A 15,286-nucleotide genomic window follows, 5' to 3' on the forward strand; every position below is an offset into this window, starting at 1 on the left:
CTGAGAGTTCAGGACTTTTAATATATGAATACTATTATTATTTTAGCAGAATAGAAATTTGATTTTTAACAATGAAGGATATGAAAAAATTAATCTTACTGGGTGCTGTATCAGCTTTTTTAATCAACTGTAATAAGAAAACTGAAGCTCCGGCTCCCAAAGTGGAAGCAGATACCATTGCTGTGGAAGAACCGGTAATTGATACCCTTGGGCCAAAATCGTTCTGTTATATCGGGGTTACAGGAAAAGACAGTGTTTTTGCTTCTATTGATGACAATTTAGGAACAATCACCGGAAAATTATCTTATAAAAACAGTGAAAAAGACAGTTCAAAGGGAGATGTAACGGGTTTCAAATCGGGAGACACCCTGAAACTAACCTATGAATTCAGCTCTGAAGGGAAAAAGAGCAAAAGAGATATTTATTTCCTGCAGAAAGATAATATTTTAACGGAAGGTATTGGTGATCATAAGGAAGAAGACGGACAAACCAAATATGCTGACGAGAAAAAAATCAGCTATAAAGACGGACAGAAGCTAAGCCCTGCAGACTGTAAAGTCGTCAATGAAGCTTTGAAAAAATAATTCATTATAAAATAAAAAAAGGCTGTCTCGAAAGTCCGCTAGTGGATTTTTGAGACAGCCTTTTCATTTTATGCTAGTTCTGTTCAATCATTTCAATAAAACGGTTCACAGCGTCATCTCCTGTACTCCACGAAGTAATAAGACGAATGGCGGAAAAATTTTCATCTACTTTTTTCCAGACATAGAATTCAAATTTTTCAGATAATACCTCTATAAGCTGGTTACTGAGAACAGGAAAAATCTGGTTGGTATAAGTGTCTGAAAGAAATTCAGTTCCTCTTTTTTGCAAAGCTTTCTTAATCTTCATGGCCTGCTGATTGGCATGTTGTGCCAGCTCAAAATACAGGTTATCCTTCATCAGCTCTGAAAACTGGATTCCCAACAGTCTTCCTTTTGCCAGTAACGCTCCTTTTTGTTTGATATTAAAAGCAAAATCTTCCTGTAGTGCAGGATTATTAATCACAATTGCCTCTCCTATCAAAGCTCCGTTTTTCGTTCCTCCAAGATAAAAAACATCGGTAAGAGCAGCTACTTTTTCCAGGGTAAGATCACTGATCTCTGCTGTCAGCCCATGTCCAAGTCTTGCTCCATCCATAAACAGGTATAATTTATTTTCCTTACAAAATGCGGAAAGCTCTTCCAGTTCTTTTGCCTGATAGATTGTTCCCAGCTCTGTAGAATTGGAAATATAAACCAGTTTAGGCATCACCTGATGCGGTACATTCCTGTGTCCCTCTAAAATTGGAACAATATCTGATGGTTTTATTTTACCGTCTGCCGTTTCGATGCTCAGTACTTTATGTCCTGTGGCTTCGATAGCTCCTGTCTCGTTATTCAGGATATGGCCTGAAGAGGCAGAAATAACACATTGATAAGGTTTTAAAATAGCAGAAATAACAATTAAATTGGCCTGTGTTCCTCCGGAAACAAAATAAATATCCGAATGCTGATTATTGATTTTTTCCTTAATCAAAGCTTTGGCCTTCAGTGAAAATTCATCTTCGCCATAGCCGGCCTGCTGAACAAGGTTATGCTGTAAAAGTGCCTGTAAGATAGTAGGGTGACAACCCTCAGAATAGTCGTTTTTGAATGAAAATTTCATAGAGTAAAAGTAAAAAAAGTTAAAATAACAAGAGCGAACTTTTCATTTTATTTTGTTAGATTTGTAGTGAAAATCATCTAACATTTTGAGAACAACCCTAACAGAAGAGAATTACCTGAAAGCCTTGTTTCATTTAGTTGACAATGAAGGAAAGGTTACGATTAATGAACTCAGCAAATTTTTGAATGTAAAAATGCCGAGTGTCAATAACATGATGAAGAAATTTGCCGAGAAAAAATGGGTGGTCTATGAGACCTACAAACCCTTGATCGTTACAGAAAGCGGAAGACGTGAAGCTGCGCTGGTGGTTCGTAAACACAGGCTTACCGAAATGTTTCTGGTTAAAAAGATGAATTTCGGCTGGGAAAACGTTCATGAGATTGCAGAACAGCTTGAGCATGTACATTCTCAAATCTTTTTTGATAAAATGGATGAAATTCTGGATCATCCTAAATTCGATCCTCATGGTGAACCTATTCCTGATAAAGATGGTAATATTATCGCCCAGGATCTGCAAAAATTAAGCATTTGTGAGCCAGGAGAAACGGTAACTTTTGCTTCTGTTACCCTTTCCGACGATGCTTTCCTTACGTATCTGAACGACAGGAAATTGCTGCTCAATACCAAAGTGAAAATTGTAAAAATAGAAAGTTTTGATAAATCAATGACGATAGAAATTGAGGGTAAAACAGAAATTTTAAGCAAAAAGGCTACTGAGAAAATACTCGTTAAGAAATAAACCATTACAACTGAAAAAATAAACCTCACAGGTTTTTGAAACCTGTGTGGTTTGATATTCATACCAATCTGTATTTACCCTATTCCTCAAACTGTTAAAAAAGGGTTAAACTCTATTTCTACAAATCCCGGAGATTTATTTTTAGTTAGGTTTGCAAAACAATCTACAGACTTTGTCATTTCTGACAAGTACAAACATTAATTATTACTCAAAAAAATTATGAAAAAAAGCATTCCGTTTTTTATTATTTCGATGTTGCTAAGCCCATTGGCAAACGCTCAGGATAGTCAGGTAAGAGATTTTGTCATTGAGCCTCAGATTCAGCCCAATTTTTATATTTACAAAACTTTCGGAGTATTCGGAGGAAAAGAATATTCTACCAATGCGGTATATCTGGTGACCAAAAAAGGAGTTGTTTTATTTGATGTTCCATGGCAGAAAACCCAGTATCAAAGTTTGTTGGATACCATTCAAAAAAGACATAACCTTCCAGTTATTGCCGTATTTGCCACCCATTCGCATGAAGACAGAGCCGGAGATTTAAGCTTTTATAATAAGAAAGGGATCAAAACCTACGCTACAGCGAAAACCAATGAGCTTTTGAAGAAAGAGGGAAAAGCTACCTCTACCGAACTTATCAAAACAGGAAAACCTTACCGTATCGGTGGGGAAGAATTTGTAGTAGACTTTCTTGGGGAAGGGCATACAGCCGACAATGTAGTGGTATGGTTCCCTAAATATAAAATACTGGACGGAGGTTGTCTTGTAAAAAGCAAAGCAGCCGTTGATCTTGGCTACACCGGAGAAGCCAATGTTGCAGAATGGCCGAAAACCATGACAAAACTTAAAAACAAATATTCACAGGCAACTTTGATTATTCCCGGACACGATGAATGGAAAGGAGGCGGACACGTAGAACATACGCTTGATCTTCTGAACAAAAAATAATTAGAAGCGCCCTGGCGAATGCCAGGGCGCTTCTAATTTAAAACCATCATGTTAATGGTTACTGTTTTTTTAAAAGCTGTGAAACCCTTTCAATTTCTTCCATTGTATTGAAATAATGGGGAGATAACCGAATCGCATGATCTACATTTTTAGAGGTAAAATCTATTAAGGCATCCTGTCTGCGGTTTTCCTTAAAAAATACATTATTATCACTCAAAGCCTTATGAATTTTTTCAACCTTTCCATCTGCCTGGCAGAAAGTAACAATACTGCTTAATCTATTTCCCTGATCCAACACTCTGAAACCGTAGTTCTGCAGATTGATTCTTAAAGTATCTGCCAACTTGCGGTTGTAGCTTTCAATCTGATCCATTCCAATCGCATTGGCATAGCGTAAAGCTTCTGCAAATCCAGCCAAAGCAGCATAAGGTCTTTCAAAAAGTTCAAATCTTTTAGCAGTATCGTTGAGCTGAAAATCATCAAATGATGTCCATTGAGCCCCAAAACTATCTAAAAACAGAGGATACATTTTCTGGTTTAATACTTTATCTGAAACGTATAAAAATCCAGTTCCTCTGGGCCCTCGCATAAATTTCCTTCCGGTTGCCGTCAGAAAATCACAATGGATTCTTTCTACATCCACCACAATCTGTCCTACAGACTGACAGGCATCCACAAGATAGAGAACATCATACTGTTTACATAACTTCCCCACTCCTTCCACATTCTGAATTAAACCGGAATTGGTCGGAATATGAGTGACAGCAATTAATTTCGGATTATGTTTTTTAATTAATCTTTCAAAGTCTTCCAGATCCAATTCATGATCAGGAAGATTGGCCACTCTGATGATTTCAATACGGTATCTTTTCTGCAAAGAAATAAAAGCAATCTGATTGGAGATATAATCATCATTGGTGGTAATGATACAGTCACCTTCTTTAAAATCAATACTGGATAAAGCTTTTGCATATCCATCTGTAGAACTGCTTACAAATGCTATGTTGGAAGGTTTTGCATTAATCAGTTCTGCGGTTTCATCATAAAACTGATTGATGAGACCTGTGTTTTTAGTTGCGGCTGTATAGCCTCCAAACTCCTGTTCTTCATATAAAAACTTAATGGTAGTGTCCACAACAGATTTAGGCATTAATGATGCGCCTGCACTGTTTAAAAATATCTTATCCGAACATCCCGGAGTATCCTGTCTTATAACCTCTAAATTCATTTTATCAATCCTTACAACAAATTTACTTTTAATTTTTCCTAAATACGACCATAAAAAATCCCGAATTTTCATCCGGGACTTTATTTTTAATTAATGATTTTAATCTAAAACACTCCAACCTCTTTTTGGGTTCGTGTTCGTGGATACTTCCTGCTCATTAACGATAATATTTTCTTTTCTCTGACCGATATAATCAAGCTCGCTCAGTTTAGAGAAAATAATTTCAAGGCTTCTCAACATCTGTTGAATATAAAGCAATGGTTCACCACAATTATGGTGGTCATAATTCGTTTCTGCTACAATAGAAAGCTGGTTCAATAAGGTATGAGGGGCAATTTCACTCCATTCCAAACTGTAGTTCAGCATTTCCTCCAGTTCTGCCGGAACAAGAAGCTGGGTTGAATTGTATAAATGAAGCGCCAGTCTTGCAAAAGACTCAATTAAAAATACAGGCGGCTGCCATGGTGTAATATTTCTGAACTGGAAATACATATCACCAAAAGTATTGATCATGGTAGTACACAAGAACTTAACGTTTTGTGCTAAAGCTGTATTCTGATTCTTGTGAGAAGCTTTCTGGATAATTTTAAAAGCATACTGCTGAAGGTTTCCGATAGATTTTGCATAGCTGCTGTAATAATCTATCAAAGCCGGATGACTCTGCACAGAAGTACAAGGCGGAATAAAGTTGGAATCTACCTGTGCAATATTTCCTTTTAAATCTACCTTACCGATAATAAGATAATTTCCTCCTGAGTAACTGCTGTTCAAGGATGTTACAGGAAGCAGTTCAATATGATGATTAGGCTGTGCACTTGGATGGCGTGGCGGAATTTCTTCAGGATCAATATCGCCGAAAGGTACTTTATCAAAAGGATTTACAGAGATCAAAATATAATATTCCCCGTCTGCCTGCTCTTCATTCATTGATTTCGCCAAAGACTTCACACTGATTCTTCTGTCCGTAAGTTCAATACGGTATCCAGCCATAGTAACAGCGCTGCAACGCTTGATTACAAGCTGTACATCATTGGTTGCCGTATTGTGAACATCAAAAATGGTACGGTCTGTAAATTCATTGGAAATAGGCAGAAGCCCGTAGTTATATGTAGTAATTCCAAGGGAATTGGAATCTCTGATGGTATCGATTAAGAAATTATCCTGATCATTAAGGTGTCTCTGGGAAACTTTCATCCCATCCACCCAATTGATGGCAAAATGTTTAATAGGCTGTATCATGTTTAATACTTTTTAATTTTTTGTGTTATGATTTTCTTGTGACTCCCTCCTCTTCATGCTGAATAACTCTCTTACAAATCACCACTTCATTTTCAGAAATGTTGTTTGTCGTAATGTCGTGGTCGAAATCTATATATTTTCTAAAACTGAAAAACGATTTTTTGGTGTAAAAGATCCAGTAGTAAGGCTCATTTCCTTCGTCTGAAAGATGAATAATGGAACCCGGATTTTTGTGGTTGTAATCATCTACTACCCTGTAGAACCAGTCTCCGAAAGTAACTCCGGTAGGAAGTGTTTTGGCTTTAATTCTGAAACGGTTGGTATCTTCCAATTTTTTGCTCAGTTCAACATTCAGGACCATTAATCTGTCAAAATCGGCACCTTCAAAATCAGGCAGTTTCTGCTCCGGAGAATATCTCCACGTTTTATAAATATCAAAAGGAATGCTGATAAACTGAATATAGCAGTAATAAAAAACCATCGGAACCACAAAGATCACCATACTTGTCGCTGCCATTACAGCATATCCTGTACCTTTACTCATCAGGTTGAAGAGCAGTGTAAAAAGATATCCGCCCAAAGCGATACATGTCAGAGAAAGGATAGATTCAAACAGAATACTCATTGCCAGAGAATCGATGTGCTTTTTGAAATATTTATGCAGCAGATTCACATGAATAATCCCAAAAATAAGATAGATCACCTGTGCAATAAGATACCAGTACGGATTAAAAAGGTTTCCTGCAAACCCAAAAACACCCGGAATAGCCAGACATAAGCTGCAGAGCAGTACGTATATAATAATTACTTTAATTTTTATCGCAGGTTTATTTCTCCTGATTACACCGAGTATAACCATCATAATAATAGCGATTAAAGGCATTAAGATATACCTTAGAAAAATACCTTTTACTGAAGAAATTTCCATTTGTTTCTTTTCGAATTTATACTTTGTTGGTAGTTGTAAATATAATAAAATAATTTAGAGGAATGTAGAGTATCCAAGGCGGCTGGCATTTCTTTCATCGTCCTCAAGACTGAATGAATATTCCTTCTTTTCCGTGACAAAATTCTCCTCTACATCCACTGTTACAGGAAGAAAATAATCATACAGAGCATGAAGCACATTTCTGAACGGACTTCCCGGAATATACTTCTTCATATCCCCATAAGGAATAGGACCAATATTCACCACCCAGTTTCGCTGCCCGTCCATATGAGGTCCGCTTGGAATATAGGTGACGCCCAATCTTGAATTTCCCAGCAGCATGGAATCATCGTTTTTCTCAATTCCGTCAATAATATTAGGTGAAAAACTTACTTTTACCGGTACCTGCAGAAAAGCAGTCATACATCTTTCAAACCATCTTTTGTCTCCTCTGATCTGATGGAAAAACGGTAAAATATGCATGAAAATATAAGCACTCTGCTTGTCCAGCATTTTTATCAGAGGCCAAAGCTCACTCACTGTTTCCAGCAAAGAATCTGTATTGCTTGTAATATCAAATTCTGACTCTTTAAGCAAAGCACTTATTTCTGTAAAAAATACTTCCAGCTCAAAAGGCCGGAAAAACTTACGGGCATCATCTTCTACCCTTTTCTGCTTCCGGATTTCTCTTACTACAGTATCTACATTTTTTCTGGAAGCTCCGAGAGACGGCGGATGGAATAAACCTTCCGGAAGATAGTCATAAATGCCTTCCCTGTAAGTCTCTATAGTAAAAACTTCCTCATCAAATCCTAAATAACTGCTTGAAATACTTTTAATATCTTTCAGGTAAGCACGGTCGTTTACGCCCACACGCTCAATGAAGATATTGCTTACTGCACGATGGTATTTCAAGAGGTTTACAGCCACAGCTTCAGCCTTAAAGTCTGTCTGCAGCTTATTGTAATGCATATCTACAATATTATTCTCATACATAGTGTTTCCTCTGATTATGACTTGTAAAGATAATATATCTCATAAGTTTGAAAAAATATTTTTACAACAATTTTATCCTAAAAATAATAATTTATTGACATTAATAGGAATAATTTTCTACAAATTCCGTGAAAATACGGTAAACAGCCTATTTATTTGCTTTTTTAAATTTAAAATTAACTATTCAGAATCAATCGATTAAAGGGTTTTCATTTATCGTTTAAAGTTCAAGGTTTAAAATTTAAAGTTTAAGGTTGTGATTCAGATTTTACATTGTAATCCTTATTGTTCTCTCCTGTTACCTTTATTACCGGAAAAATTCAAGCCGTCAAACCTACTGTAATTGCTTCTTTTATTTAAATTAAATTTTATTAACATCATCATATGGAATAAATTCAGGATAAAGCATGCTCATTCCGAAAGCGGGCCGTATCTTTGCAGACTGAAAATTGTTATTTAAAATGAAAAGTATTTATTCTAAAATTCTGATTTTAGCATTCATGGCCTCTTCACTTTATTCTTATGCGTGGGGATTGACGGGACACAGAGTGATTGCAGACATTGCACAAAACCACCTTTCCCGCAAAGCAAGAAGAGAGATTAAAAAGATCATGGGAAAAGAACGTCTCGCTTACTGGGCAAACTGGCCGGATTTTATCAAATCTGATACAACAGGCGCATGGAAGCAGGCTTCATCATGGCATTATGTAAACATTGATCCGATGACTGATTTTAAAGCTTTCGAACAAAACTTAAAAGCACAGGCGGGACCAAGCCTTTATACTCAGGTAAATACCCTTTCCAGCCAGATCAAAGATAAAAACACTTCTGAAAAAGACAGAAAAATTGCTTTGATCTTTCTTATTCACATTATGGGAGATCTTGCTCAGCCTCTACACGTAGGAAGAGCTGAAGATTTAGGTGGAAACAAAATCAATGTTACCTATTTCGGGGAAAAAACAAATTTACACTCTGTTTGGGATGGAAAATTAGTAGATTCTCAAAAATACAGCTACACTGAATATTCTAAACTTCTGGATATCAAATCTAAAGAAGAAGTAGCACAGATTCAGTCCGGAACCCTGGAAGACTGGTTGTATGATTCTCATAAAATCGCCAACAAAATCTATGCACAGACTCCAAACGATTCTAAATTAGCTTACGACTACCAGTACAAGTTTAATGAAACGATGGAAAGACAGCTTCTATACGGTGGATTGAGACTGGCAAAAGTATTGAATGAGCTTTTCTAAGTAGATTTCGAGTTGCGGGTTTTTAATCCAATATAATTTAAAATATAACTCTTAAATATAAAAACGGGACTTTGGTTTCGTTTTTTTTTGTTTAAGGTTTAAGGAAATTATGAAATTTGTAAATGAATTTACCTCTTTTAGAATTTATATTTATTTTTTAAACTATAAACCAAAATACACAACAATTTAGTTATCAGTTATTTAATCTATTATTAAAAAATCATTAATACATTTTATAGTATACTTTGCACAAAAATATTAAATCCTGTGTAACCTTTTTACCTTTTCATACGTATATATTATAGTAACTCTTTTTTGAGGAAAAAATAAATGAGACAATTAAAAATCACTAAGCAGGTTACCAACAGGGAAACTGCTTCATTAGACAAGTATTTGCAGGAAATTGGTAAAGTGGAACTGATTACTGCGGACGAGGAAGTAGAATTGGCACAAAGAATACGTGCAGGCGACAGAGCCGCACTTGAGAAATTAATCAAAGCCAACCTTCGTTTCGTAGTATCTGTATCTAAGCAATACCAAAATCAGGGTCTTTCTTTACCCGATTTGATCAATGAAGGTAACTTAGGATTAATGAAAGCGGCAAAAAGGTACGATGAAACTAGAGGTTTCAAATTTATCTCTTATGCAGTATGGTGGATCCGTCAATCAATTTTACAGGCATTGGCTGAACAGTCAAGAATTGTAAGATTACCATTGAACAAGATTGGATCTATCAACAAAATCAATAAAGCATACGCTCACCTTGAACAGGAAAATGAAAGACCACCTTCTCCGGAAGAATTGGCTGAAGTTCTTGACATGAGCGAGGAAGATATCAAAGAATCTATGAAAAACTCCGGAAGACACCTGTCTATGGATGCGCCTTTGGTAGAAGGTGAAGATTCTAATCTTTATGATGTATTACGTTCAGGAGAATCTCCAAGCCCTGATAAAGATCTGATGCTGGAATCTCTGCAAATTGAGATTGAAAGAGCATTGAATACTTTGACGCCAAGAGAGGCTGATTTAGTAAGATTGTACTTCGGACTGAACGGAAAACACCCAATGACTTTAGAGGAAATTGGTGAAACTTTCGATCTTACAAGAGAGAGAGTTCGTCAGATCAAAGAAAAAGCAATTAAGAGACTAAAACACAATACCAGAAGCAAGATCCTTAAATCTTACCTGGGTAAATAATTTTAGCGTAAAAATTTTATAGGCGGAGTCTGGTTTCAGGCTCCGTTTTTTTTGGATGTAACATTTTTCAAAGTTTGTTCAACTAATTAAAATCATATCTTTTAATCCCTTGTGGTAGCATTGAAATGATTAATTTTAGTTGCTTTGGATATGATGATGATTTTCAACTAAAACAAAACATACTATGAAAAAAATACTCTTCGCTTCTATTCTGGCTTTATCTCTACTTTCCTGCAGTGAAAGTAAATCACAAAATGATATTGTAGAAAAAGCCGCTGAGAATACAGAATCCAGTATTCCTATAAAACGACTAAGCAAAACCCAGGATATATTTAATGGCATCTATGATGAAAAAATCAAAAATGATAAGGAAATTAAGAAAGTAGATGAAAAAATATCTTTAATGCAAGAAGATGCTCATAAAATGCAAGGTATATATAGTAGCCTCATTTCTAATTCAGAAGATTATTATTTGATTGCAAAAAATGAAGCAAAATCTATTAACGATTCGGTTCTACGAAAGGAAATGATTAAGCTCATCGAAGAAAGTTCAGATAAGTATTATCAAAAGGTTCAAAAAATAAAAGATCTTAAGCATAAAATTAATCGTAACAAGCAAAGTATTTATAGCTTATACGCTGCCTTCAAAATCAGAAAAACCCTTCCCGAAATTGAAAAATACCAGAATGCCCATCCTCTGAAAACAGATAGTCTCAATCAATTTATCAACAAGCAGAATAAGCTGCTGCAAGAGCTGAAAAATTTAAAATAGAAACCATTACACCTCATGAAATATACTACCCAATGGCTTACCGATAAAAGCCGCGTGAAAGAACTTGTAGACTTTTTTATTACCCATAAAACAGATGCTTATATTTCTCATGGCGAAATGATGTCCGGCAGAGCGATAGACTCTCACCACTGGAATCCTGATCTTGAACTGATCCTGACAGAACAGCTGATCACCGATTTTAATTCCGATGGCAGTTCCAAACTGAATATTCTGGTTGCAGAAAATGAAAACGGAGAAATTGTCGGTATGATGGTTTTCAACGTCATCAACAGTCCATTTAAAAAATATGCCATTCTGGAGGACATGCTCCTGGATCAATCTGTGAGAGGGCAATCCCTTGGAAGCAAACTGCTGGAGAAAGCTATTCAAGAATCTAAAAACTGGAATATCAGTTTTATTTTACTGGAAAGTGGAGTCAATAATCATGGCGCTCACAACTTTTTCAGTAAGTACGGTTTCAAAAAAGTGTCGGAGAGTTATATTTTAAGTGTATAAATTAAAATCCAGGTTCTAACTTATGAACACCATTTCAATTATCGGAGCCGGAATAGGAGGACTTACCCTCGGAAATGTACTGAAACAGCATCAGTATGATTTTACGATCTATGAATCTGCGCCTGAAATAAAGCCTGTAGGAGCAGGAATTATGATGGCCGTCAATGCAATGCAGATATTCGATAAATTAGGTTTAAAAGAAAAAATTGAAAAAGCAGGTAATAAAATTCACAGGATTGTTATTACTGATGAATCTTTAAAGACTATTTCCAAAACGGAGATTAACAAACTGGAAGCCCTGTACAATTCCTGTAACGTTGCGATTCACCGGGCAGAGCTTCAGAAAATTCTGGCAGAAAATTTAAACCCAAATTCTATACAGCTCAACCATCCATTACAAAAAATAAAGAAAGAAGAAAACTATATTCTGAATTTTGAAAATGGAACCGAGATTGAAAGTCAGATTGTTTTCGGTGCTGATGGCATAAAGTCTTCTGTCAGAAATCAGATCATGAAAACCGGCATAATAAGGGATTCAGGGCAGAAATGCTGGCGCGGCCTGGTAGATTTTGATCTGCCGGAGAAACATCATCAGGAAGCTGTTGAGCTATGGGGAAAAGGAAAACGTTTCGGTTTTGTAAAAATTTCTGATAAAAAGGTCTACTGGTATGCCTGTATCAATGAGAAAAGTTTCGGAAGATATTTGCAGATTGAAGACATTTTCTATGATTTTGATCCGTTGGTGTTAAAAATCATTGGAGCCACCAGGCATGAGAACATCATCTGTAACCCAATTTCCGACCTCGCTCCTATTCCTCAGTGGTATTCTGAAAACCTCTGTCTGATTGGTGATGCAGCCCATGCCACAACACCCAATATGGGACAAGGCGCCTGCCAGGCCATTGAAGATGCCTACATCATTGGAAAATTGCTGGAAGATCATCAGGATTTCAATGCTATTTTCAAAAAGTTTCAAAGTACCAGAAGGAAAAAGGTAGATTATATCGTCAGTACAAGCCGTACCATCGGAAAGGTTTCTCAATGGGAAAATGGAAATTCACTCCGGAATTTTCTGATGGGTTTAATTCCGGAAAGTATAAATCAGAAAATGGCAAAAAGAATTATAGAACTGGAAATGTAGGCCATTATTGTAAGAATCAATAAAAATTAAAAATTATTAACAATTTATTAATAACAACTAAAACTTAAAAACATGAAAAAAATCTTTTATGTATTGCTCCTGCTCATAGGAGTACATACAGCACGAGCACAGGAAGTCCCGGTACTGGACAGAGCTTTATTCTTTGGTAACCCGGAAATTGCCGGAGGACAGCTGAGTCCCGATGGGAAATGGATTTCCTTTACAAAAGAATATGAAGGGATTATGAATATCTGGGTAAAAAAAATTGATGAACCTTTTGAAAAAGCACGTCCTTTAACAAACAGCAAACGCCCGTTGAATGGATATTTCTGGACAGAAGACGGAAAATATATTCTGTATGTAAAAGATAATAACGGGGATGAAAACATGAATATTTTTGCAGTAGATCCTATGGCAAAAGTAACAAAAGGAGTTCCGGAATCAAGGAATATTACACCGCTTAAAGACGTAACAGCAAGCATCTACATGGCAAGCAGAAAAGATCCCGATTTGCTGATGATTGGACTGAATAACCGCGATAAAGCATGGCATGATCTGTATTCGGTGAAAATTTCTACAGGAGAACTGAAAAAGATTTACGAAAATAAAGACCGTATCACCAGCTATGAATTTGACTGGGATGAAAAATTGAGAGTTCTTTCCAAAACGGATGATAAAGGAACAACACAGTTTTTTTATAAAGAAGGTGATAAACTGACTCCTATTTACGAAACACTGGTTACAGAAAGTGCTTATATATCAAACTGGAACGAAGACAATTCTAAGTTTTATCTGGTAACCAATAAAGGAGATCTTGATAAATCTGCACTATTCCTGATGGATCCGAAAACAAAACAGATTACAAAAATAGAAAGTGATCCTAAAGATAAAGTAGATTTCGGAGGACTGTTCCTGGACAGAAATACAAGAAAAATGATCTACACTTCTTATACCGGAGATAAAACAGAATATTACTGGAAAGATAAAGCCTGGGAAGCTAACTACAAATTCCTGCAAAGTAAATTCCCTGGAAGAGAGGTTGGTTTTGCAAGTTCTACCAATGATTATTCTAAGTTCCTGGTTTCTGTAGGAGGAGATAAATATGCTTCAGAAGCCTATTTCTTCGATGCAAAAACAAAACAGCTGATATTCCAGTATACCCCAAGAACAGAACTGAAAAAAGTTGAAAAATACCTGGCTGCCATGACTCCTATCAGCTATAAAAGCAGTGACGGACTTGAAATTCCGGCTTACCTGACTCTACCTGTAGGTTCTTCTGGAAAGAATGTTCCTGTTGTGGTTTTAGTACACGGAGGCCCGAAAGGTCCGAGAGATTATTGGGGATATAACTCAACCGTACAGTTTTTAGCCAACAGAGGATATGCTGTACTTCAGCCTAACTTCAGAGCAAGTGGCGGTTATGGTAAAAAGTTCCAGAATGGCGGAGATCTTCAGTGGGGAAAACTGATGCAGGATGACATTACCTGGGGCGTAAAATATCTGATCGATCAGGGAATTGCAGATAAAAACAAAGTGGTGATCATGGGAGGGAGCTATGGAGGCTATGCAACGCTGGCCGGGCTGGCTTTCACTCCGGATGTATATGCTGCGGGAGTAGATATCGTAGGACCAAGTAACCTATTTACCTTGCTGGATTCTGTTCCTGCTTACTGGGAATCTGCCCGTGCATTCCTTTATGGGATGGTAGGTGATCCAAAAACGGAGGAAGGAAAAAAGCGCATGCATGATGCAAGCCCACTATTCAGTGTAGATAAAATCAATAAACCATTATTGATTGTTCAGGGAGCTAATGATCCAAGAGTAAAGCAGGCTGAAGCAGATCAGATTGTCATCGCTCTTCGTGATAAAGGTAAAAAGGTAAACTACATTCTTGCTGATGATGAAGGCCACGGATTCCGTAAACCTGTAAACAGCATGGCGATGTATGCTGAAACCGAAAAATTCCTTGCAGAAGTAATCGGAGGAAGATATCAGAAAGAAATGCCTGAAAATGTGGCAAAGCGTCTGAAGGAAATGACGGTTGATATTTCAAAAGTTACTTATACGCCAGCAAAGACTGAAAAAGCCGTCGGAGCTTCTAAATAAAAGCATCTTATATATTACATAAAGCCATCTCGTGAAAATGAGGTGGTTTTTGTTTTTAGCTAAATTATTAACATTTTTCTTATAAAAAATTATACTCATCAATTACATAAAACCAACACATTACATTTGAATATTAATAATAAAATTACTATTATGAATGTAAAAGAAAAAGAAAAAATTGAAAAGCTAGTTAAAAAGCAATTAGCTCAATTTATTACTCTTAAAAGACTTACTAAAAAGAATAATAGATTGGTGAATCCAGTAAGTTTCCTAAGGAAAGTAACTTTAGCAAAGGAGTTTGTAGCTAAATGTCAATATCAAAATTGTGATTTGGGAGATGGCAAAATTTATTTTGACAAAGAGGTTTCCAAAGCCTGTAAAGTAATTATTGATTATTACTTATAGATAAATGTAAAAGTGATAGCTAAGAAGATATAAGGACCCATTGCAGAAGAGATTTAAACGCAAAGGCTTCACTTTGAATAGCAAAATTTTAAGGGGGCAAAGCCGGAATCAATTTCATTGATTCTTTCTAAG

The 15,286-nt window shown here is 36.3% G+C and carries 15 protein-coding genes; 10 read left to right on the top strand and 5 right to left on the bottom strand.

Annotation, left to right across the window (positions count from 1 at the left end; genetic code table 11):
* Nucleotides 1–80: 80 nt before the first annotated feature.
* The gene (locus V0410_RS04480; RefSeq protein WP_330746497.1) at nucleotides 81–584 is read left to right on the top strand and encodes a hypothetical protein; all 504 of its coding nucleotides are present in this window, start codon (nucleotides 81–83) and stop codon (nucleotides 582–584) included.
* 73 nt (nucleotides 585–657) lie between these two features.
* On the opposite strand, the gene V0410_RS04485 is transcribed toward V0410_RS04480, so the two are convergent.
* Nucleotides 658–1,686 carry a threonine aldolase family protein gene (locus tag V0410_RS04485; RefSeq protein WP_330746498.1) on the bottom strand — a complete coding sequence of 343 codons (1,029 nt, stop codon included), beginning with the start codon at nucleotides 1,684–1,686 and terminating at the stop codon, nucleotides 658–660.
* An 85-nt stretch (nucleotides 1,687–1,771) separates the two neighbouring features.
* Between V0410_RS04485 and V0410_RS04490 the strand changes: the two genes are divergently transcribed.
* The gene (locus V0410_RS04490) at nucleotides 1,772–2,425 is read left to right on the top strand and encodes a metal-dependent transcriptional regulator (protein ID WP_330746499.1); all 654 of its coding nucleotides are present in this window, start codon (nucleotides 1,772–1,774) and stop codon (nucleotides 2,423–2,425) included.
* A 219-nt stretch (nucleotides 2,426–2,644) separates the two neighbouring features.
* Nucleotides 2,645–3,373: an IND family subclass B1 metallo-beta-lactamase gene (gene blaIND / locus V0410_RS04495; RefSeq protein WP_330746500.1), complete on the top strand. Its 729-nt coding sequence runs from the start codon at nucleotides 2,645–2,647 to the stop codon at nucleotides 3,371–3,373.
* A 58-nt stretch (nucleotides 3,374–3,431) separates the two neighbouring features.
* Here the strand turns inward: blaIND and V0410_RS04500 are convergent, their stop codons facing one another.
* The 4 genes from V0410_RS04500 to V0410_RS04515 all read right to left on the bottom strand — a co-directional run bounded on the left by V0410_RS04500 (nucleotide 3,432) and on the right by V0410_RS04515 (nucleotide 7,764).
* Nucleotides 3,432–4,601, bottom strand: coding sequence for an aminotransferase class V-fold PLP-dependent enzyme (locus tag V0410_RS04500; RefSeq protein ID WP_330746501.1), 1,170 nt, complete (start codon nucleotides 4,599–4,601; stop codon nucleotides 3,432–3,434).
* A gap of 99 nt (nucleotides 4,602–4,700) precedes the next feature.
* A complete protein-coding gene (locus V0410_RS04505; RefSeq protein WP_110011563.1) occupies nucleotides 4,701–5,840 on the bottom strand; it encodes a hypothetical protein in 1,140 nt (379 codons plus the stop codon).
* Nucleotides 5,841–5,865: 25 nt separating this feature from the next.
* Nucleotides 5,866–6,768 (bottom strand): TssN family type VI secretion system protein, encoded by a 903-nt coding sequence (locus V0410_RS04510; RefSeq protein WP_110011562.1) that lies wholly within the window; start codon nucleotides 6,766–6,768, stop codon nucleotides 5,866–5,868.
* A 54-nt stretch (nucleotides 6,769–6,822) separates the two neighbouring features.
* Nucleotides 6,823–7,764 carry a type VI secretion system baseplate subunit TssG gene (locus V0410_RS04515; RefSeq protein ID WP_330746502.1) on the bottom strand — a complete coding sequence of 314 codons (942 nt, stop codon included), beginning with the start codon at nucleotides 7,762–7,764 and terminating at the stop codon, nucleotides 6,823–6,825.
* A gap of 461 nt (nucleotides 7,765–8,225) precedes the next feature.
* Between V0410_RS04515 and V0410_RS04520 the strand changes: the two genes are divergently transcribed.
* The 7 genes from V0410_RS04520 to V0410_RS04550 all read left to right on the top strand — a co-directional run bounded on the left by V0410_RS04520 (nucleotide 8,226) and on the right by V0410_RS04550 (nucleotide 15,154).
* Nucleotides 8,226–9,017, top strand: a complete 792-nt coding sequence (locus V0410_RS04520) for a S1/P1 nuclease (protein WP_110011560.1) — start codon at nucleotides 8,226–8,228, stop codon at nucleotides 9,015–9,017.
* A 330-nt stretch (nucleotides 9,018–9,347) separates the two neighbouring features.
* A complete protein-coding gene (locus V0410_RS04525) occupies nucleotides 9,348–10,214 on the top strand; it encodes a sigma-70 family RNA polymerase sigma factor (protein WP_002979276.1) in 867 nt (288 codons plus the stop codon).
* Nucleotides 10,215–10,398: 184 nt separating this feature from the next.
* Nucleotides 10,399–10,986 carry a hypothetical protein gene (locus tag V0410_RS04530; RefSeq protein WP_330746504.1) on the top strand — a complete coding sequence of 196 codons (588 nt, stop codon included), beginning with the start codon at nucleotides 10,399–10,401 and terminating at the stop codon, nucleotides 10,984–10,986.
* Between the two features lie 15 nt (nucleotides 10,987–11,001).
* On the top strand, nucleotides 11,002–11,502 hold the full coding sequence (locus V0410_RS04535; RefSeq protein ID WP_330746505.1) for a GNAT family N-acetyltransferase: 501 nt from the start codon (nucleotides 11,002–11,004) through the stop codon (nucleotides 11,500–11,502).
* A 22-nt stretch (nucleotides 11,503–11,524) separates the two neighbouring features.
* Nucleotides 11,525–12,643: an FAD-dependent monooxygenase gene (locus tag V0410_RS04540; protein ID WP_330746506.1), complete on the top strand. Its 1,119-nt coding sequence runs from the start codon at nucleotides 11,525–11,527 to the stop codon at nucleotides 12,641–12,643.
* 72 nt (nucleotides 12,644–12,715) lie between these two features.
* A complete protein-coding gene (locus tag V0410_RS04545; RefSeq protein ID WP_330746507.1) occupies nucleotides 12,716–14,749 on the top strand; it encodes a S9 family peptidase in 2,034 nt (677 codons plus the stop codon).
* Between the two features lie 153 nt (nucleotides 14,750–14,902).
* Entirely contained in the window at nucleotides 14,903–15,154 is a 252-nt protein-coding gene (locus V0410_RS04550; RefSeq protein ID WP_330746508.1) for a hypothetical protein, read from the top strand.
* The last annotated feature ends 132 nt before the right edge of the window (nucleotides 15,155–15,286 follow it).

Origin of the sequence: Chryseobacterium sp. CP-77 (genome assembly GCF_036362765.1) — a bacterium.
Classification (GTDB): domain Bacteria; phylum Bacteroidota; class Bacteroidia; order Flavobacteriales; family Weeksellaceae; genus Chryseobacterium; species Chryseobacterium cupriresistens.

What these genes read in the sequence shown, in the direction of transcription:
- blaIND (WP_330746500.1), top strand. Translation starts at nt 2,645, where the DNA reads ATGAAAAAAAGCATTCCGTTTTTTATTATTTCGATGTTGCTAAGCCCA.
- V0410_RS04520 (WP_110011560.1), top strand. Translation starts at nt 8,226, where the DNA reads ATGAAAAGTATTTATTCTAAAATTCTGATTTTAGCATTCATGGCCTCT.
- V0410_RS04550 (WP_330746508.1), top strand. Translation starts at nt 14,903, where the DNA reads ATGAATGTAAAAGAAAAAGAAAAAATTGAAAAGCTAGTTAAAAAGCAA.
- V0410_RS04530 (WP_330746504.1), top strand. Translation starts at nt 10,399, where the DNA reads ATGAAAAAAATACTCTTCGCTTCTATTCTGGCTTTATCTCTACTTTCC.
- V0410_RS04535 (WP_330746505.1), top strand. Translation starts at nt 11,002, where the DNA reads ATGAAATATACTACCCAATGGCTTACCGATAAAAGCCGCGTGAAAGAA.
- V0410_RS04500 (WP_330746501.1), bottom strand. Translation starts at nt 4,601, where the DNA reads ATGAATTTAGAGGTTATAAGACAGGATACTCCGGGATGTTCGGATAAG.
- V0410_RS04525 (WP_002979276.1), top strand. Translation starts at nt 9,348, where the DNA reads ATGAGACAATTAAAAATCACTAAGCAGGTTACCAACAGGGAAACTGCT.
- V0410_RS04505 (WP_110011563.1), bottom strand. Translation starts at nt 5,840, where the DNA reads ATGATACAGCCTATTAAACATTTTGCCATCAATTGGGTGGATGGGATG.
- V0410_RS04515 (WP_330746502.1), bottom strand. Translation starts at nt 7,764, where the DNA reads ATGTATGAGAATAATATTGTAGATATGCATTACAATAAGCTGCAGACA.
- V0410_RS04485 (WP_330746498.1), bottom strand. Translation starts at nt 1,686, where the DNA reads ATGAAATTTTCATTCAAAAACGACTATTCTGAGGGTTGTCACCCTACT.
- V0410_RS04540 (WP_330746506.1), top strand. Translation starts at nt 11,525, where the DNA reads ATGAACACCATTTCAATTATCGGAGCCGGAATAGGAGGACTTACCCTC.
- V0410_RS04480 (WP_330746497.1), top strand. Translation starts at nt 81, where the DNA reads ATGAAAAAATTAATCTTACTGGGTGCTGTATCAGCTTTTTTAATCAAC.
- V0410_RS04545 (WP_330746507.1), top strand. Translation starts at nt 12,716, where the DNA reads ATGAAAAAAATCTTTTATGTATTGCTCCTGCTCATAGGAGTACATACA.
- V0410_RS04510 (WP_110011562.1), bottom strand. Translation starts at nt 6,768, where the DNA reads ATGGAAATTTCTTCAGTAAAAGGTATTTTTCTAAGGTATATCTTAATG.